Origin of the sequence: Citrobacter sp. Cb004 (assembly GCF_030337065.1) — a bacterium.
Lineage (GTDB): Bacteria > Pseudomonadota > Gammaproteobacteria > Enterobacterales > Enterobacteriaceae > Citrobacter > Citrobacter braakii.
In genome coordinates, this window is sequence record NZ_JAOWCH010000061.1 from 105,833 (window position 1) to 124,028 (window position 18,196).

At 52.0% G+C, this 18,196-nt stretch carries 16 protein-coding genes; 9 read left to right on the forward strand and 7 right to left on the reverse strand.

Annotated elements, in window-relative coordinates; all coding sequences use genetic code 11:
* Positions 1-172: 172 nt before the first annotated feature.
* Positions 173-961 (reverse strand): aminoglycoside nucleotidyltransferase ANT9, encoded by a 789-nt coding sequence (locus tag OGV65_RS14165; protein ID WP_016152387.1) that lies wholly within the window; start codon positions 959-961, stop codon positions 173-175.
* A 176-nt stretch (positions 962-1,137) separates the two neighbouring features.
* Between OGV65_RS14165 and moeA the strand changes: the two genes are divergently transcribed.
* Positions 1,138-2,373 (forward strand): molybdopterin molybdotransferase MoeA, encoded by a 1,236-nt coding sequence (moeA, locus tag OGV65_RS14170; protein WP_115190784.1) that lies wholly within the window; start codon positions 1,138-1,140, stop codon positions 2,371-2,373.
* Positions 2,373-3,122 (forward strand): molybdopterin-synthase adenylyltransferase MoeB, encoded by a 750-nt coding sequence (moeB, locus tag OGV65_RS14175; protein WP_016152385.1) that lies wholly within the window; start codon positions 2,373-2,375, stop codon positions 3,120-3,122. Before moeA ends, moeB begins: the two co-directional genes overlap by 1 nt.
* A 119-nt stretch (positions 3,123-3,241) precedes the next feature.
* On the opposite strand, the gene fsa is transcribed toward moeB, so the two are convergent.
* Positions 3,242-3,904 (reverse strand): fructose-6-phosphate aldolase, encoded by a 663-nt coding sequence (gene fsa / locus OGV65_RS14180; protein WP_019076360.1) that lies wholly within the window; start codon positions 3,902-3,904, stop codon positions 3,242-3,244.
* 132 nt (positions 3,905-4,036) lie between these two features.
* Here fsa and OGV65_RS14185 point away from each other — a divergent pair, with 132 nt between their 5' ends.
* The 4 genes from OGV65_RS14185 (at position 4,037) to OGV65_RS14200 (ending at position 9,727) form a co-directional block, all read left to right on the forward strand.
* Positions 4,037-4,936, forward strand: a complete 900-nt coding sequence (locus OGV65_RS14185; protein WP_016152383.1) for a glycyl-radical enzyme activating protein — start codon at positions 4,037-4,039, stop codon at positions 4,934-4,936.
* A 5-nt stretch (positions 4,937-4,941) separates the two neighbouring features.
* Positions 4,942-7,374, forward strand: coding sequence for a glycyl radical protein (locus OGV65_RS14190; RefSeq protein WP_286455088.1), 2,433 nt, complete (start codon positions 4,942-4,944; stop codon positions 7,372-7,374).
* A 121-nt stretch (positions 7,375-7,495) separates the two neighbouring features.
* Positions 7,496-8,311, forward strand: a complete 816-nt coding sequence (locus tag OGV65_RS14195; protein ID WP_286455089.1) for a Cof-type HAD-IIB family hydrolase — start codon at positions 7,496-7,498, stop codon at positions 8,309-8,311.
* Positions 8,312-8,464: 153 nt separating this feature from the next.
* Positions 8,465-9,727, forward strand: coding sequence for a DUF1479 domain-containing protein (locus tag OGV65_RS14200; protein WP_286455090.1), 1,263 nt, complete (start codon positions 8,465-8,467; stop codon positions 9,725-9,727).
* Positions 9,728-9,796: 69 nt separating this feature from the next.
* Here OGV65_RS14200 and OGV65_RS14205 read toward each other — a convergent pair whose 3' ends face one another.
* Together OGV65_RS14205 and OGV65_RS14210 are read right to left on the reverse strand one after the other, a co-directional pair.
* The gene (locus OGV65_RS14205; RefSeq protein WP_286455091.1) at positions 9,797-10,642 is read right to left on the reverse strand and encodes a hypothetical protein; all 846 of its coding nucleotides are present in this window, start codon (positions 10,640-10,642) and stop codon (positions 9,797-9,799) included.
* Between the two features lie 108 nt (positions 10,643-10,750).
* Positions 10,751-12,343, reverse strand: coding sequence for an ABC-F family ATPase (locus OGV65_RS14210; RefSeq protein ID WP_049043037.1), 1,593 nt, complete (start codon positions 12,341-12,343; stop codon positions 10,751-10,753).
* 232 nt (positions 12,344-12,575) lie between these two features.
* Here OGV65_RS14210 and ldtB point away from each other — a divergent pair, with 232 nt between their 5' ends.
* Positions 12,576-13,496 carry a L,D-transpeptidase gene (ldtB, locus tag OGV65_RS14215; protein WP_003035268.1) on the forward strand — a complete coding sequence of 307 codons (921 nt, stop codon included), beginning with the start codon at positions 12,576-12,578 and terminating at the stop codon, positions 13,494-13,496.
* 80 nt (positions 13,497-13,576) lie between these two features.
* Here the strand turns inward: ldtB and OGV65_RS14220 are convergent, their stop codons facing one another.
* Both OGV65_RS14220 and mntR read right to left on the reverse strand, forming a co-directional pair.
* The gene (locus tag OGV65_RS14220) at positions 13,577-14,686 is read right to left on the reverse strand and encodes an anion transporter (protein ID WP_286455093.1); all 1,110 of its coding nucleotides are present in this window, start codon (positions 14,684-14,686) and stop codon (positions 13,577-13,579) included.
* Positions 14,683-15,156, reverse strand: a complete 474-nt coding sequence (mntR, locus tag OGV65_RS14225; RefSeq protein ID WP_003831586.1) for a manganese-binding transcriptional regulator MntR — start codon at positions 15,154-15,156, stop codon at positions 14,683-14,685. The genes OGV65_RS14220 and mntR overlap by 4 nt, the downstream gene beginning before the upstream one ends.
* Before the next feature lie 186 nt (positions 15,157-15,342).
* On the opposite strand from mntR, the gene mntS reads away from it, so the two are divergent.
* Entirely contained in the window at positions 15,343-15,471 is a 129-nt protein-coding gene (mntS, locus tag OGV65_RS14230; protein WP_016152374.1) for a manganase accumulation protein MntS, read from the forward strand.
* A 276-nt stretch (positions 15,472-15,747) separates the two neighbouring features.
* The gene (locus OGV65_RS14235; protein ID WP_286455094.1) at positions 15,748-17,334 is read left to right on the forward strand and encodes a phosphoethanolamine transferase; all 1,587 of its coding nucleotides are present in this window, start codon (positions 15,748-15,750) and stop codon (positions 17,332-17,334) included.
* A gap of 63 nt (positions 17,335-17,397) precedes the next feature.
* On the opposite strand, the gene ompX is transcribed toward OGV65_RS14235, so the two are convergent.
* Positions 17,398-17,913: an outer membrane protein OmpX gene (gene ompX / locus OGV65_RS14240; protein ID WP_016152372.1), complete on the reverse strand. Its 516-nt coding sequence runs from the start codon at positions 17,911-17,913 to the stop codon at positions 17,398-17,400.
* Positions 17,914-18,196: the final 283 nt, after the last annotated feature.

The following is an 18,196-nucleotide window of genomic DNA, read 5'->3' on the forward strand; positions in this document are numbered from 1 at the left end:
CGGGTACCGGGGGGTTATAAATATCAGAATTTCGGTGACTTATTGATTCGATTTTTGAATATAGAAAGATGCAGACGTCATGTAAAGGTAAAGGCCCGCACCTCACACCCCGTCTCATCAGGTCATTCAGATGTGTTTAACGGAAAGGTGATCTCTCGACGTTGTTGCTAAATTATTCAAGCCGATCGGTAATCTGTTTTTTTGCATAAAACACAAAGCGTTCTACAGACGGCATACACGCTGCCCAGTTATGTTTGGTTAACCCCAGATATTCCGCACGCGCTGCTTGCAGCAAATCAGCATGCTCAGCGGGTAATTGCGGCAGAAGCCAGGATGCGGCCTCATCTTTAGCGACAATATTACCCGTAACCACGCTATACCAGATACGTGCCAGAGCAAGGATGATATTACGCTCGTCCCCCTCTAAATCAGCCGGTTTCTGCCACATCTCAAGGATATGCCGAAATGTTTGCAATACATCGCTAAACGGAATGACGTTAAATAACGTCTCAGCCGGTTCACCGAACAGCGGTACGCTGGCGCGCCGGGCCTGGGTTAGCAGAATAGAAAGATCAGCATCCACCATTGCCGGTTCAAACACGCCAGCACGAATATCATCACGCAACCATTCGCCAAACTGCATTTCTCTCGCCGGTGGGAATCGCCACGGCACGATCTGCGAGTGCAGAACCACGGTCACTTCCAGCGCACGATATGGCCCGGAGGTGCCGGGAGGCGCTGAAATGGTCAGCAAATCCTGCATCAGTTTTTTTCTTTGTCGGGCATTTATTGGTTCACGCAGGGTGACCAATAAATCAATGTCGCTTTGGGGTTTTAAGCCGCCTTCAACCGCAGAGCCATACAAATGAAGGGCAATGAGATTCCCCGCGAAAATCTGGCGGATGCACGCACTGGCGGCCTCCACCTGTCGTCGAATTGCGTCTGGAATAATATTAGCCATTTCGCCCCCAGGGAAAAAAGAGCGGAAATATTGAGTCTATACTGCATTCTTCTTGCTGCGCTATCCCTGACACAAAACCTTTACCAGATCTGATTCTAAGCCTGAGGTAGCATACTGCCCGCGTCCATTTTCTGACATAATGAGCAGATTCGATTTTGCCCCGCAGGAGTCTTCTCATGGAATTTACCGCCGGACTGATGCCGCTTGAAACGGCTCTCTCTCAGATGCTTTCGCGTATTACCCCGCTCACCGCCGTCGAAACGCTGCCGCTGGTTCAATGCTTTGGCCGTATTCTGGCCACCGACGTTGTCTCCCCCATTGATGTACCGGGATTCGATAACTCAGCAATGGATGGCTATGCGGTACGATTAGCCGATTTACAATCTGATCAGCCGCTTGCGGTGGCGGGTAAAGCCTTTGCCGGTCAGCCTTTCCATGGCGAGTGGCCTGCGGGAACCTGCATCCGAATTATGACCGGCGCCCCGGTGCCAGCTGGTTGTGAAGCGGTGGTGATGCAGGAGCAAACGGAACAAACTGACGACGGGGTGCGTTTTACCGCCGAAGTCCGCCGCGGGCAAAATATTCGTCTGCGCGGTGAAGATATTGCAAACGGCGCGGTGGTGTTTCCCGCCGGGACTCGGCTGACAACCGGCGAGCTTCCCGTTCTGGCTTCGCTCGGTGTTGCCGATGCTCCCGTTGTACGCAAAGTCCGCGTGGCGCTGTTCTCTACCGGTGATGAACTGCAGTTACCAGGTCAGCCGCTGGGAGACGGGCAGATTTATGACACTAACCGTCTGACCGTTCACCTGATGCTGCAACAGTTGGGCTGCGAAGTGATCAACCTGGGGATTATTCGCGACGATCCCAACGCGCTGCGTGCCGCGTTTATCGAAGCCGACAGCCAGGCCGATGTCGTCATCAGTTCCGGCGGCGTTTCAGTAGGCGAAGCGGATTACACTAAAACTATTCTGGAAGAGCTGGGAGAAATTGCCTTCTGGAAGCTGGCCATCAAACCGGGCAAACCGTTCGCGTTTGGCAAACTGAGCAACAGCTGGTTTTGCGGTCTGCCGGGTAATCCAGTGTCTGCGGCCCTCACCTTTTATCAACTGGTACAACCGCTCCTGGCGAAACTCAGCGGCAACACCGCCTGTGGACTACCGCCTCGCCAGCGCGTGCGCACCGCCTCACGCCTGAAGAAAACACCGGGCCGTCTGGATTTTCAGCGCGGCGTATTGCAGCGTACCGCTGAAGGCGAACTGGAAGTCACCACGACCGGGCACCAGGGCTCGCATATTTTTAGCTCTTTTAGCCAGGGTAACTGTTTTATCGTGCTGGAGCGCGATCGCGGTAACGTCGAAGCCGGCGAATGGGTTGAGGTCGAGCCGTTTAACGCACTGTTTGGAGGCCTGTAATGGCAGAACTCAGCGACCAGGAGATGATGCGCTATAACCGGCAAATCATTCTGCGCGGCTTCGATTTCGAAGGTCAGGAAGCGCTCAAGGAGGCGCGGGTACTGGTCGTTGGTGTGGGGGGACTGGGATGCGCAGCAACTCAGTACCTTGCAGGCGCTGGCGTCGGGCATTTAACCTTGCTCGACTTTGACACAGTCTCCGTGTCGAACCTCCAGCGCCAGACGCTGCACAGCGATGCGACCGTTGGACAGCCAAAAGTGCTATCCGCCCGCGACGCACTGGCGCGGATTAACCCTTATATCGCCATTACGCCGGTGAATGCGCTGCTGGACGAGAGCGAGATTCACACGCTTATTACCGAACACGATTTGGTGCTGGACTGTACGGATAATGTCAGCATCCGCAATCAGTTGAATGCCGGATGCTTCGCCGCCAGGATTCCGCTGGTTTCCGGTGCGGCAATTCGCATGGAAGGACAAATTACCGTATTTACCTACCAGGAAGGAGAGCCCTGCTACCGTTGCCTGAGCCGTCTGTTCGGTGAAAACGCCCTGACCTGCGTAGAGGCCGGAGTGATGGCCCCGCTGATTGGAGTGATCGGCTCGTTACAGGCAATGGAAGCCATTAAGCTGCTGGCTAACTACGGTAAACCGGCGTCCGGAAAAATCGTCATGTACGACGCCATGACCTGCCAGTTTCGCGAAATGAAGCTGATGCGCAATCCCACCTGTGAGGTCTGCGGGAGTTAGCAGAGAAATCGTCGGCACCGCACTATTGCCAGAGGGCGATGCTAATGCCTCTTATCAGGCCTACAACAGCGCATTGTGTAGGCCGGATAAGGTGTCAGCCGCCATCCGGCAAAACAGACTTACAGAGAAGTGCGTCCAAATGCGCTCTGCCAGTCGTGCTCGAACTTCGCTACGGCAGCATCAACGGCCGGAGAGCTAATCATCTGCTGAGCGACATCCAGCGGCAGCGTGATGGACTCGCAGCCTGCCAGCAGGCAATCCAGCGCCTGACGCGGCGTTTTAAAACTGGCGGCCAGTACTTTAGCGTGCGGGGCATGCATTTTCAGTAAGGTCTGCAGATCGGTCACCGTCTGAATGCCGTCCCCCCCCTGCGCATCCACACGGTTAACGTATGGCGCAACGTATTCGGCCCCCGCAAGCGCAGCTAATAGCCCTTGAGCAGCGCCGTATACCGCGGTACCCAACGTCGGGATCCCTTCTTCTTTCAGCAATTTAATGGCCGTCAGACCTTCTGCCGTGACCGGCACTTTGACCACGATATCCGCAATGATTGCCCGCAGCTTACGCGCATCACTGACCATGCCTTCGGCGGTGGTCGCCATTACCTGAGCAAACAGGCGTCCTTGCCCTCCCATCGCTTCCTGCAGTTGCGGCAGTAACACGTCCAGCGTCTGCTTACCTGCCGCCACAATGCTTGGGTTAGTGGTCACCCCTGCCAGCGGAAAAACCCGCGCCAGAGCTTTTACCGCGTCAACGTCAGACGTATCTAAATAGAGTTCCATAACCTTTCCTCAAACGAATAATTAGCATGAATAAAAGGTAGCACGGCGAAACCTCACGGTTAGTTGACGTACGTCAATATAACTTTCATTCGAAAGTAATTTAATCTTTATACGAAAGATGAGAGGCCGCTTATGATTTTCAATATCCAGCGCTATTCCACACATGATGGTCCCGGTATCCGTACCGTGGTGTTCCTTAAAGGATGCTCTCTGGGCTGTCGGTGGTGCCAGAATCCGGAAAGCCGCGCCCGCACGCAGGATCTGCTCTATGACGCGCGTTTGTGCCTCGACGGTTGCGATCTCTGTGCTCAGGCCGCACCGAAGGTGATTGAACGCGCGCTGAGTGGATTGCTGATTCATCGCGAAAAACTGACCGATGATGCGCTCACGGCGCTGACCCACTGCTGTCCAACCCAGGCGCTGACCGTCTGCGGAGAGGAAAAAAGCGTGGACGACATCATGGCGACCGTAGTGCGTGATAAACCGTTTTACGATCGCAGCGGCGGGGGCCTCACCCTGTCTGGCGGTGAACCCTTTATGCAGCCAGAACTGGCGGCAGCGCTGCTCAAAGCCAGCCACGATGCAGGTATTCATACAGCGGTTGAAACCTGTCTGCATGTCCCGTGGAAGTATATTGAACCGTCATTACCTGACGTCGACCTGTTCCTGGCCGATTTAAAACATGTCGCCGACGCGCCGTTTAAACAGTGGACCGATGGCAGCGCCTCTCGCGTACTGGAAAATCTGAAAAAACTGGCCGCCGCCGGTAAAAAAATGGTTATCCGCGTCCCCCTGATTCAGGGGTTCAACGCTGACGAAGCCGCTATTCAGGCCATTACCGATTTTGCTGCCGACGAGCTTCACGTCGATGAGATCCATTTTTTGCCCTACCACACGTTGGGCATCAACAAATACCACTTACTCAGTCAACCCTACAACGCACCGGATAAACCGCTTGATGCGCCTGCGCTGCTCGAATTTGCCCAGCAGTACGCCAGCCTGAAAGGTTTAACCGCGACCCTACGAGGATAATCGCCATGACCACTCTGAAACTGGACACACTCAGCGACCGTATCAAAGCGCATAAAACGGCCCTGATTCACATCGTGAAGCCGCCGGTTTGTACCGAGCGCGCCCAGCACTATACCGAGATGTACCAACAGCATCTGGATAAACCTATTCCGGTTCGCCGCGCACTGGCGCTGGCCCATCATCTGGCGGAACGCACCATCTGGATCAAGCATGACGAACTGATCATTGGTAACCAGGCAAGCGAAGTGCGTGCCGCGCCAATCTTCCCGGAATACACCGTGTCGTGGATTGAAAAAGAGATCGATGACCTCGCCGACAGGCCGGGCGCGGGCTTTGCGGTAAGCGAAGAGAACAAACGCGTATTGCACGAGGTGTGTCCATGGTGGCGTGGTCAGACCGTGCAGGATCGCTGCTACGGAATGTTTACTGACGAGCAGAAAGGGCTGCTGGAAACCGGCATTATCAAAGCCGAAGGTAACATGACCTCCGGTGACGCACACCTGGCGGTAAACTTCCCGCTGCTGCTGGAAAAAGGTCTCGACGGCCTGCGCCACAAAGTTGATGAACGTCGTTCCCGCATCAATCTGACATGTCTGGAAGACCTTCATGGCGATCAGTTTCTGAAAGCGATTGATATCGTGCTGGAGGCCGTCAGTCTGCACATTGAGCGCTTTGCCGCGCTGGCACGTAAAATGGCGGCCATGGAAACTCGCGCCAGTCGTCGTGATGAACTGTTGACCATGGCGGACAACTGCGATGTGATCGCCCATGAGCCGCCAAAAACGTTCTGGCAGGCGCTGCAGTTGTGCTATTTCATCCAGTTGATCCTGCAAATTGAATCAAATGGTCACTCGGTGTCGTTTGGTCGCATGGATCAGTACCTCTATCCGTTCTACCGTCGTGACGTAGAACTGAACCAAAGCCTCGATCGTGAGCACGCCATTGAGCTGCTGCACAGCTGCTGGCTGAAACTGCTGGAAGTGAACAAAATCCGCTCCGGCTCCCATTCGAAAGCCTCGGCGGGTAGCCCGCTGTATCAGAACGTGACCATTGGTGGCCAAAACCTGGTCAACGGTCAGGCAATGGATGCCGTCAATCCGCTCTCCTACGCTATTCTGGAATCCTGCGGTCGCCTGCGTTCTACTCAGCCAAACCTGAGCGTGCGTTATCATGCAGGGATGAGTAATGATTTCCTGGATGCCTGTGTACAGGTGATCCGCTGCGGCTTCGGGATGCCTGCCTTTAATAACGACGAAATCGTCATACCTGAATTCATTAAGCTTGGCATTGAACCGCAGGACGCCTATGACTATGCGGCCATTGGTTGCATCGAAACCGCCGTTGGCGGCAAATGGGGCTACCGCTGTACCGGTATGAGCTTTATTAACTTTGCCCGCGTGATGCTGGCAGCGCTGGAAGGTGGTCGCGATGCCACCAGCGGTAAAGTATTTCTGCCACAGGAAAAAGCGCTCTCGGCTGGTAACTTCAACAATTTCGACGAAGTGATGGACGCCTGGGATGCGCAGATTCGCTACTACACGCGTAAATCTATCGAAATTGAGTATGTTGTCGACACCATGCTGGAAGAGAACGTACACGATATTCTGTGCTCTGCGCTGGTAGATGACTGTATTGAACGCGCGAAAAGCATTAAACAAGGCGGTGCGAAATACGACTGGGTATCGGGTTTGCAGGTGGGTATTGCCAACCTCGGCAACAGCCTGGCTGCGGTGAAGAAACTGGTCTTTGAACAAGGCGCTATCGGTCAGCAACAGCTGGCCGCCGCGCTGGCCGACGATTTTGACGGTCTGACCCACGAACAATTACGCCAGCGGCTGATCAACGGCGCACCGAAATACGGCAACGATGACGATAGCGTTGATACGCTGCTGGCTCGCGCTTATCAGACCTATATCAATGAGTTAAAACAGTATCATAATCCGCGTTACGGACGTGGCCCGGTTGGCGGCAATTACTACGCGGGTACCTCATCGATCTCCGCAAACGTACCGTTTGGCGCGGCAACGATGGCCACACCGGATGGTCGTAAGGCGCACACTCCGCTGGCAGAAGGCGCAAGCCCGGCTTCCGGAACGGACCATCTCGGCCCAACAGCGGTAATTGGCTCGGTGGGTAAACTGCCGACCGGTTCAATCCTCGGCGGCGTGTTGTTAAACCAGAAGCTGAACCCGGCCACGCTGGAGAATGAATCCGATAAGCAAAAGCTGATGATCCTGCTGCGTACCTTCTTTGAAGAGCACAAAGGCTGGCATATTCAGTACAACATTGTCTCCCGTGAAACGCTGCTGGAAGCCAAAAAGCACCCGGATCAGTATCGTGACCTGGTGGTCCGTGTAGCAGGTTATTCGGCCTTCTTCACCGCGCTGTCTCCAGATGCGCAGGACGATATCATCGCACGTACTGAACATATGCTGTAATCCCCCTTACCCGGCGGCATTTCGCTTGCCGGGTATTCTTCTTTCGAATGAAATAAATTTGTGCTTTAGCTCACATTGTTATTAAAATGTTTCTGGTCGCAGTTATGAGCCAGGAGCAAGTATGACCATCAAAGTTATCGTCACCGATATGGACGGAACTTTTCTCGACGACGCCAAAAAATACGATCTTGCACGTTTTATGGCGCAGTATCAGGAACTAAAAAAACGGGATATTGAATTTGTCGTGGCCAGCGGCAATCAGTATTACCAACTGATCTCCTTTTTCCCGGAACTCAAAAATGAGATCTCTTTTGTTGCCGAGAACGGGGCGTTAGTCTTTGAACATGGCAAACAGCTGTTTCACGGTGAGCTGACCCGCCACGAATCCCGCATTGTCATTGGCGAACTGCTCAAAGATACGCATCTCAACTTTGTGGCTTGCGGCCTGCAAAGCGCCTACGTTAGCGAAAATGCCCCCGAGTCCTTTGTCGCATTGATGTCAAAACACTACCATCGCCTGAAACCCGTGAAGGATTATCAGGACATCGATGATGTGCTGTTCAAGTTCTCGCTGAATTTACCGGACCAACAAATCCCATTAGTGATCGATCACCTTCATTCTGCCCTTGACGGTATAATGAAGCCTGTCACCAGCGGCTTTGGGTTTATCGACCTGATCATTCCAGGTTTGCATAAAGCCAACGGAATCAGCCGTCTGCTAAAGCGCTGGAACCTGTCCCCGCAAAATGTGGTCGCCATTGGCGATAGCGGCAACGACGCAGAAATGCTGAAAATGGCGCGCTACTCTTTCGCCATGGCCAACGCGGCAGAGAGTATCAAATCGATTGCCCGCTATCAGACCGACGACAATAACCATCAGGGCGCGCTGAACGTGATTCAGGCGGTGCTGGATAACACTTCCCCTTTTAATTGCTAATCCTGCCCAACCGGGGTATCCCCTTGCCCCGGTTTCCACGCTTTTTCATGTTTCTCACACCATCAAATTTCAAACTTGCGTTAACTAAATTTTAACTTATATTATCACCTGTAAGTTAAATGAGTTTCGAATGAAAGTTAATGCGAGGTGGATATGGCTTTTACTTTTACCAGCGACACGTTGCCCACCGATCACAAAGCGGCAATCCGGCAGATGAAAAAGCAATTGCGTGAACAGCTTGGAGATGTTCAGTCGATTTTCAATCAGTTGAGCGAGGCCATTGCTAATCGCGTGGCGGAAATCAACGCCCTCAAAGCGCAAGGCTCTCCGGTATGGCCTGTGTTGTCCTATGCGGATATCAAGGCAGGTCGCGTGAGCGCTGAGCAGCGTGAAGAAATTAAGCGTCGCGGATGCGCGGTCATTAAAGGCCATTTCTCTCGCGAACAAGCCCTCGATTGGGATAGGTCAATGCTGGACTATCTGGACCGCAACCATTTTGACGACGTTTACCAAGGACCGGGTGATAATTTCTTTGGTACCCTGAGCGCATCGCGGCCTGAAATCTACCCCATCTACTGGTCCCAGGCGCAGATGCAGGCCCGTCAGAGTGAAGAAATGGCAAATGCGCAGTCATTTCTCAACCGTCTTTGGACATTTGCAGGCGAAGGTAAGCAATGGTTTAACCCGGATGTCAGCGTTATCTACCCCGACCGCATACGCCGTCGTCCACCGGGAACGACGTCCAAAGGGCTGGGCGCGCATACGGATTCCGGTGCGCTGGAACGCTGGCTTCTGCCGGCATATCAGCAGGTCTTTGCTAATGTTTTCAATGGTAAGCTGGAAGACTACGATCCGTGGCAGGCCGCGCATCGCACTGAAGTAGAAGAGTACACGGTGGATAACACCACCAAATGTTCAGTATTCCGTACCTTCCAGGGCTGGACTGCTCTCTCTGATATGCTGCCAGGTCAGGGGTTGTTGCACGTGGTCCCTATCCCTGAAGCGATGGCCTGGGTACTGTTACGTCCATTGCTTGACGATGTGCCGGAAGATGAACTTTGCGGCGTAGCGCCCGGCAGAGTTCTGCCGATTTCTGCGCAATGGCATCCGCTGCTGATTGAAGCGTTAACCAGCATTCCGCAACTGGACGCCGGAGACTCCGTCTGGTGGCATTGCGATGTGATCCACTCCGTCGCGCCGGTAGAAAATCAGCAGGGTTGGGGCAACGTGATGTACATCCCTGCCGCACCGATGTGCGAAAAGAATCTGGCCTACGCCCATAAAGTGAAGGCCGCGCTGGAAAAAGGCGTATCGCCGGGTGATTTCCCACGCGAGGATTATGAAACTAACTGGGAAGGACGCTTCACGCTGGATGATTTGAATATCCATGGCAAGCGTGCGCTGGGGATGGAATAATCCGTCCCCTTCCAACGCCTTTAAAACAGTCCGGTTTTCTTCACTACATGACAAAAACCGGATACTTTTTTATTCTATTGATACTGCTGCCAGTTTCCATTTATCATTTTCTTTGAGCATTGTAACGTTAATCTCGCCAGACTCTCCGTTTTTAAACTCTACGTTTCCAGACAAAGAACCAACATCATTTACTACATTGAAACTATCGAAACTGTATTCGCTAATATCATCAAAATGAACAAACTCGGTTACAAGCTTAAAATCCTCGCTGTTCATTTTTCTTTGCAGAAAAGAAGAGCTTGCCTGATAAGCCTGTACATATTGTCCATCGCGGAGCAAATCTATCTCTGTTCGCGCAGCATCCTTCAAATCACCCATCGTGGAAAAAAGGAAAGTGCCAATACCAATAAAAATAATTAGTGCGGCAATCACCGCTCCCGCAATAACAAATTTCCTTTTTTTCTTGTCTGCTAACACACCACGAACCTGCCATCCAGCATCACGAACCATATCAAAAACAGGGTCGGTAATTTCCGTTGATGCAAATTTATAGCCATCAATTTTACCAAAGCTACCATCTTCTTTTTTACCCAAGGATCCCCCAGCAGAAAACTCAAGACGTTGCCCGATTTGTACAGATTTGCTCAATCTGAACCCACCCAAATCTGCATCCCACTCCACATCGGTAGTTTTTTCCCGATAGCTAATCTGCTTTTTACTTTCATCGAAGAACAGTCTTAACTCATATTGTTTTTGCAATCCGTATTGACTGAAGTAATCTATCCACTCAGCATCTACGATATTCCAGGATGCAACAATATCATCGCCATCTTCACGTAAAATGAAAGGATGCTCGTTGCTGTTGTTTAAACTTAGTAAGTTTAATTTAAGATTGGTTAAAGAAAGCGGTTCCATCTGACTTATTTCCTTTCCCTGTGTAGGTAGTTATGGAAAGTATCTTAGCCACAATTGTGGCTAAGATTAATAAGCAGAGCTTTTTTTCAGAAAAGTGCGGGGAGAGACTTATTCAATACCTTTACTACGCAGGTAATCTTCGTAGTTACCGGTGAAGTCGATTACGCGTTCCGGCGTAATTTCAATCACGCGGGTTGCCAACGAACTGACGAACTCACGGTCGTGAGAAACGAAGATCAGCGTGCCCTGGTACATTTCCAGCGCCATATTCAGCGACTCGATAGATTCCATATCCAGGTGGTTGGTCGGTTCATCCATTACCAGAATATTCGGTTTCTGCATCATCAGCTTACCGAACAGCATGCGTCCTTTTTCACCACCGGACAGCACTTTAGCAGGTTTCTTGATATCGTCCTGGCTGAACAGCAAGCGACCAAGGAAGCTACGTACTACCTGCTCATCATCGCCTTCCTGTTTCCACTGACTCATCCACTCGAAGACCGTCAGATCGTTTTCGAATTCGTACTCGTGATCCTGCGCGTAGTAACCAACCTGGGCGTTTTCAGACCATTTCACAGTACCGTTATCCGGCTGTAATTCGCCGACCAGCGTTTTCAGCATGGTTGATTTACCCACGCCGTTGGCACCCAGAATGGCAATTTTCTCACCGACTTCCAGCAGCAGGTTAAAGTTTTTAAACAACGGACCTTCATCAAAACCTTTCGTCAGCGCTTCCACTTCAAGCGCGTTTCGGAACAGTTTCTTATCCTGTTCGAAGCGGATGAACGGGTTCTGACGGCTGGACGCCTTCACTTCGTCAAGCTTGATCTTATCAATCTGACGCGCACGAGAAGTCGCCTGACGAGATTTAGATGCGTTGGCGCTGAAGCGGCTGACGAAGGATTGCAGATCGGCAATCTGCGCTTTCTTCTTGGCGTTATCGGCCAGCAGACGTTCACGCGCCTGGGTTGCCGCCGTCATATATTCGTCGTAGTTACCCGGATAAACACGCAGTTCGCCGTAGTCCAGATCCGCCATGTGCGTACAGACCATGTTCAGGAAGTGACGGTCGTGCGAAATGATGATCATGGTGCTGTCACGCTCGTTCAGCGTCTGTTCCAGCCAGCGGATGGTGTCGATATCCAGGTTGTTCGTTGGTTCGTCGAGCAGCAGAATGTCCGGGTTAGAGAACAGCGCCTGTGCCAGAAGCACACGCAGCTTCCAGCCGGGGGCGACTTCGCTCATCGGACCGTAATGCTGTTCTACCGGAATACCTACGCCCAGCAGCAGTTCACCCGCACGCGCTTCCGCAGAGTAGCCGTCCATTTCGCCATACTGAACTTCAAGGTCAGCAACTTTATAGCCGTCTTCTTCGCTCATTTCGGCCAGGGCGTAAATGCGATCGCGCTCCTGCTTTACTTCCCACAGTTCACCGTGACCCATGATCACGGTGTCAAGCACGGTGAACTCTTCAAAGGCGAACTGATCCTGACGCAGCTTACCAATGCGCTCGTTCGGATCGAGGGAAACGTTGCCCAGCGTCGGTTCGAGGTCGCCGCCGAGAATTTTCATAAAAGTGGATTTACCGCTACCGTTCGCGCCAATCAGGCCGTAACGGTTGCCGCCGCCAAATTTGACGGAAATATTTTCAAACAGCGGCTTACTGCCGAACTGCATGGTGACGTTGCTGGAAACTAACACTGGCGTATCCTGAAAGAGAAAGAAATATGTGACGAACCGCTTATTATGCCATAAGTCTGCAATAAGATCGCGCCTTGATGCTGAAGGGATAAAGTGAAAGCAAAAGGAAAAAAATGTGATTTAGTACACATCCGAATTCCTTGTTGCTCAGATTGCACATATAATGCGTGCCCAACACTACATAAATCTCAACCCACTAGCCTGCCTGGCACTGAATCTCGCATACATGAACATGAATATGAAATTAACAACGCTTTTCGCGGCGGCACTCGCAATAGTTGGTTTTTGTAACACCGCTTCTGCCGTCACGTACCCGCTGCCTACCGATGGCAGCCGTTTGATCGGCCAAAACCAGGTCATCACTATTCCTGAAGGCAACACCCAACCGCTGGAGTATTTTGCGGCGGAGTATCAGATGGGTCTGTCTAATATGCTGGAAGCCAACCCAGGCGTGGATACCTTCCTGCCGAAGGGCGGCACCGTCCTGAACATACCTCAGCAATTGATCCTGCCGGATACCGTGCATGAAGGTATTGTTATTAACAGCGCTGAAATGCGTCTGTACTACTACCCGAAAGGCACCAACACCGTTATTGTTCTGCCGATCGGTATTGGTCAGTTGGGCAAAGACACGCCAATCAACTGGACCACCAAAGTAGAACGTAAAAAAGCGGGCCCAACCTGGACGCCAACGGCAAAAATGCATGCGGAATACCGCGCTGCGGGCGAACCGCTGCCAGCTGTTGTTCCGGCAGGTCCGGATAACCCGATGGGCCTGTACGCGCTGTATATCGGTCGCCTGTACGCCATCCACGGCACCAATGCTAATTTCGGCGTCGGCTTACGCGTCAGCCACGGTTGCGTGCGTCTGCGTAACGACGACATCAAATTCCTGTTTGAAAATGTGCCGGTCGGCACCCGCGTACAGTTTATCGATGAGCCGGTAAAAGCCACGACTGAACCAGACGGCAGCCGTTACATCGAGGTACACAACCCACTGTCTACCACTGAAGCACAGTTCGAAGGCGGGGAAATCGTACCGATTACGCTGAACAAGAGCATTACCAGCATCACCGGTCAGTCTGACGTCGATCAGGCCGTCGTTGAGCAGGCGGTACAGAACCGTTCAGGTATGCCGGTTCGTCTGAACTAAGCATCAAAACTGCCCTTTCGCCTTATCGGGCCTACTTAACCTGTAGGCCCGATAAGCGCCAGCCCCATCGGGCACAATCCTCACATCACCTGCAATAAACCATACCCTACCAGCGCCGCCCATATCAGCATCGGCACCGAATACCAATGAAAACGCCACCAGATCCGTCGATCGTTTGCCATCCGTAAAGCAATAAGATTCGCCAGCGATCCCGGCAACAACCCAAAACCGCCCACATTGACCGCCCAGGCCAGCAGCAGCGTTGGCGGGACGTAGTTCAGCAGCAAAATCGTGCTGGGAACATTACTGATAAACTGCGACAGGCCAATGGCCGTCAACCAAAGCCCCGGCGCTGAAAGCGTGCCAATCTGGTGGGTAATCTCCTGCAAGGCCGGGAGTTGCGTCAGCAAGTGCACATCAATGAACATCGCCATAAACACCAACAGCAGCGTCCAATCCACGCTGAGGATCACGCGGCGAGCCAGCACCATGAATCCTGCCGCGACGATCGCCAGGCCCCACAGCTCTTGTTTTAACTCCAGTGCCGCCAGGAAAATGATATACAGCCCCAGACAGCTCCACACCAGGCGCGGTTGCCAGTCAGGCGCGCGCGTACCGGTATGAAAATGCAATGCTTTATGCGGGAAACTGAACCAGCACAGCGCCACCAATGTCAGCATCATGGTCCCCGCAAGCGGCGCCATCTGCCAGGTAAACGCGGTAAACGATAAGCCGGAGCGTCCCCACATCAGAATGTTTTGCGGATTACCTATTGGCGTGAGCAACGATCCGGCGTTTACCGCCAGCGCCTCAAAGATAATCAGGCGATTTACAGGAATGGCGCACAATTTTTTCAGGGTGATCGTCAGCGGAACAACAATAAACAGCGCAACATCGTTGGTCAGAAACGTCGACAGCAGGGCCGCCGCCAGCACCATAAATATCGCCAATTGACGTTCGGTGTTAAAGCGCCGGGTCATCTTGCGCCCTAACACATCGAAGTAACCGCTTAGCTCCACGCCTTTGGTCAGTAACATCAGGCCGCTAAGCGTAATAATCGTGTGCCAGTCTATCGCCCCCGGCCACGACCGTGGCGTAAATGGCACGAACAGGCTCAGTACAACCCCGACGATGATTAACAGCTGAAAAAAGCGATCGCGCTGTAAGGCGCGTAGTAAAGGAAAACTCATTCAGAGCCTGTGCCTTGCTGTTGCGTAAACCGGCTAAAAGCCTCCAGCGTTTCCTTACTGACGTGATGCTCCATTCCCTCCGCGTCGCGACGGGCAATTTCCGGGCTGATACCTAACATCAGCAGGAAATTCTCCACAATCTGGTGACGCTCCCGACTCTCCTGAGCCAGTCGCTCACCTTCTGCGGTTAAAAACACGCCCCGCCAGGGGATCATTTCAATCAACCCAACTGAAGCAAGACGCTTAAGCATTTTAGCAACCGTCGGCTGGGAAACCCCAAGCCGTGCGGCCATATCTACCTGGCGTGCTTCACCCACCTCAATAATGAGATCGGAAATCAGCTCTACGTAGTCATCAATCAGCTCACGGCGATGTGCCTCCCGGACCTGACGAAATCCTTCAACGTGTTCTTCGACATTCACCAATTGCGTCACTTTTTTTGTTGTTGGCATACCTGCGCGACGACTCATTCTGCTTCCTCGTTACTGTGACGCGTTAACGGCATCTGATTAGAGAACGCTCATTGTAAACCAGAGTTGCGTGGGCACAAAAAATTAACGTTTTAGCAATAGCTATATAATATAGCCTGTGCTATATCTGTATATAATAAAGACATCCCTCAAGGACTGATGGGATCGTGAAGTCAGGAGGTTTATATGAATGAATTTAAGAGGTGTATACGCGTGTTTAGCCACTCTCCCTTTAAAGTACGGTTAATGCTGATCTCTATGCTGTGCGACATGATTAACAGCAAACCAGAGCAGGATAAACCTGCAGATAAATAATGCGGCGTCGCGGCACGCCGCTTCATTTTCCTGCCGTAACTCGGATACGGTGATCGTTTTCGTGCCAATAACCCTTCTTTTTGTCAGTTTTGCCACGCCCCTCGCAAAACAATTTCTTAGTAGTAGTTGACCTTCTCTTGCACACACTCTATCTTTTCGCAGCCCTGCATATATTGCGGCTCGCGGATGCGGACCCTATCCCCCTTCTCGCTCTCTCAGGCAGGCAATGACCCTTAGCGCCAGGGTAAGCACATGGCGTTTTTGTAACAGTGGCATATGAATTTAACCCTCAAAGATTCAATCATTGCTCGTAGCCGGGCGATTAGTCCGTGGACTGGCCTCTATTTCTTACAGTCTCTGCTGATCAACCTTGCGCTGGGCTATCCGCTTAGCCTGCTCTATAGCGTTGCTTTCACCTGTATATTGATGCTGCTGTGGCGCAGCGCGCCGCGTGCGCAGAAAGTGCTGATTGGCATTTGCTCGCTGATAGCGGCAATGTACTTCCCGTTTGGCCAGGCTTACGGTTCGCCGAACTTCAATACCTTGCTGGCGCTGCACTCAACCAATATGGAAGAGTCTACTGAAATTCTGACTATCTTCCCCTGGTACAGTTATCTGGTTGGGGTGTTTATTTTCGCCCTCGGGGTTATCGCCGTACGCCGTAAAAAAGAGGTGCCGCAGCGTAGCTGGAATAAGTTCGACAGCATTTGTTTGCTGTTCAGCATAGTCGCGTTCTTTGTAACCCCGGTGCAAAACCTGGCCTGGGGCGGCGTGTTCAAGCTGAAAGACACCGGCTATCCGGTTTTCCGCTTTGCCAAGGACGTTATCGTTAATAACAACGAAGTGCTCGACGAACAAGAGCGTATGGCGAAGCTGGCGAGCGTGAAAGACAGCTGGACGGTAACCGCCGTGAAGCCGAAGTATCATACCTACGTGGTGGTCATCGGCGAAAGCGCCCGCCGCGATGCGTTAGGCGCTTTTGGCGGTCACTGGGATAACACCCCGTTTGCCAGTTCCGTTAACGGCTACATCTTCGCGGATTACATCGCGGCAAGCGGTTCGACACAAAAATCACTCGGCCTTACGCTAAATCGGGTGGTCGACAATAAACCCCAGTTCCAGGATAACTTTGTCACTCTGGCCAACCGCGCGGGATTCCAGACGTGGTGGTTCTCCAATCAGGGACAGATTGGTGAATACGATACGGCCATCGCCAGCATTGCGAAGCGAGCTGATGAAGTTCAGTTCCTCAAAAGCGGTGATTTCGAAGCGGATAAAAATACCCGTGACGAAGCGCTGTTGAAGATGACCGCCCAGGTGCTGGCAACCGAGCGCACTCAGCCACAGCTTATCGTGCTGCATTTAATGGGCTCGCATCCGCAGGCCTGCGACCGTACACAGGGTAAATACGAGACTTTCGTCCAGTCAAAAGAGACATCTTGCTATCTGTACACCATGACGCAGACGGATGACCTGCTGCGCCAGCTTTACGATCAGTTACGTAACAGCGGTAACAGCTTCTCGATGGTCTATTTCTCCGATCATGGCCTCGCGTTTAAAGAGCGGGGGAAAGAGGTGCAGTACCTGGCGCATGACGATCAGTTCCAGCAGAATTTCCAGGTACCATTTATGGTGCTGTCGAGCGATGATAAAGCGCACCGGGTGATTAAAGCCCGTCGCTCCGCCAATGATTTCCTCAGCTTTTTCTCGCAGTGGACGGGGATAAGCGCGAAGGAAATCACCAACAGCTATCGCTTTATTTCAGAGAAAAAGGCTGGCCCGGTGTACATCACCAACTTCAAATTGCAGAAGGTGGACTACAACCATCTGGGTACCGACATCTTTGAGACCAAATCTCGTTAATCTCTGAATTGCGCACAAAAAAAATCCGCCCCGAGAGGCGGATTTTTTGTATCACCGAAGTGATTAGAAGCGGTAACCCACGCCAGCAATCCAGGTGCCAACGTCAACGCTACGAATACGGCTCTGCTCGTAGGAGAAGTCCAGAGCAACGTTTTCGATCGGGTTGAACTGCAGACCAGCACCGTAAGAGAAACCGTAGTCACTGGTGGTGTGGTTATCAGCCGGGGATGCTGCGTTCTGGAATTTACCGTAGCCAACACCCACTACACCGTAGATGCTTGCCCAGTCGTTCAGACGGTAAGCCGGGCCAGCAGTGATGCCGTAGTACTGGGTTTTGTTGTAGTCGCCAGACGCATCGGTACGATCTTTTTCAGTGTAAGTGAAGGAACCGATAACACCCAGCGGGTTGCTGTCCTGCTCGTAGCGATACTTCAGGTTAAAACCGTTCATTTTGTTCGCTGCGCCCTGAGCATCGCTCTGAGCGTAACCACCGGTAACGGTAGAAGTCGCAGCTACAGCAGTACCTGCGGAGAAAGCCAGAACAGCGGCCAGTGCTGAAAGACATGCAATTTTTTTCATAACCACCTCAAATGTGCTTCAAGTAAATCCTAAGTTTTAAATATACCAAAAATTGATGGGAAACTCTTTGTGATTCGCGATGTCTAACGGGGTCTTTCATGTAACAGAACGTTTCAGAAACCCGCTATCTCTTTCAATTAACATCACTTTTCTAACCTAAAATGCCATTATTGCGCGCACAATATGGCACATTCATCCAGAATATTCCTAATCACACAGATTATTAATCCATCACTTTCATGCCATTGTACGGAACTGAGCAATTTTTTTTTCAACGAATATT

Bases quoted from the DNA above. Each gene is read 5' to 3' on its own strand.
- OGV65_RS14165 (WP_016152387.1), bottom strand. From the start codon at position 961: ATGGCTAATATTATTCCAGACGCAATTCGACGACAGGTGGAGGCCGCC.
- moeA (WP_115190784.1), top strand. From the start codon at position 1,138: ATGGAATTTACCGCCGGACTGATGCCGCTTGAAACGGCTCTCTCTCAG.
- moeB (WP_016152385.1), top strand. From the start codon at position 2,373: ATGGCAGAACTCAGCGACCAGGAGATGATGCGCTATAACCGGCAAATC.
- fsa (WP_019076360.1), bottom strand. From the start codon at position 3,904: ATGGAACTCTATTTAGATACGTCTGACGTTGACGCGGTAAAAGCTCTG.
- OGV65_RS14185 (WP_016152383.1), top strand. From the start codon at position 4,037: ATGATTTTCAATATCCAGCGCTATTCCACACATGATGGTCCCGGTATC.
- OGV65_RS14190 (WP_286455088.1), top strand. From the start codon at position 4,942: ATGACCACTCTGAAACTGGACACACTCAGCGACCGTATCAAAGCGCAT.
- OGV65_RS14195 (WP_286455089.1), top strand. From the start codon at position 7,496: ATGACCATCAAAGTTATCGTCACCGATATGGACGGAACTTTTCTCGAC.
- OGV65_RS14200 (WP_286455090.1), top strand. From the start codon at position 8,465: ATGGCTTTTACTTTTACCAGCGACACGTTGCCCACCGATCACAAAGCG.
- OGV65_RS14205 (WP_286455091.1), bottom strand. From the start codon at position 10,642: ATGGAACCGCTTTCTTTAACCAATCTTAAATTAAACTTACTAAGTTTA.
- ldtB (WP_003035268.1), top strand. From the start codon at position 12,576: ATGAATATGAAATTAACAACGCTTTTCGCGGCGGCACTCGCAATAGTT.
- OGV65_RS14220 (WP_286455093.1), bottom strand. From the start codon at position 14,686: ATGAGTTTTCCTTTACTACGCGCCTTACAGCGCGATCGCTTTTTTCAG.
- mntR (WP_003831586.1), bottom strand. From the start codon at position 15,156: ATGAGTCGTCGCGCAGGTATGCCAACAACAAAAAAAGTGACGCAATTG.
- mntS (WP_016152374.1), top strand. From the start codon at position 15,343: ATGAATGAATTTAAGAGGTGTATACGCGTGTTTAGCCACTCTCCCTTT.
- OGV65_RS14235 (WP_286455094.1), top strand. From the start codon at position 15,748: ATGAATTTAACCCTCAAAGATTCAATCATTGCTCGTAGCCGGGCGATT.
- ompX (WP_016152372.1), bottom strand. From the start codon at position 17,913: ATGAAAAAAATTGCATGTCTTTCAGCACTGGCCGCTGTTCTGGCTTTC.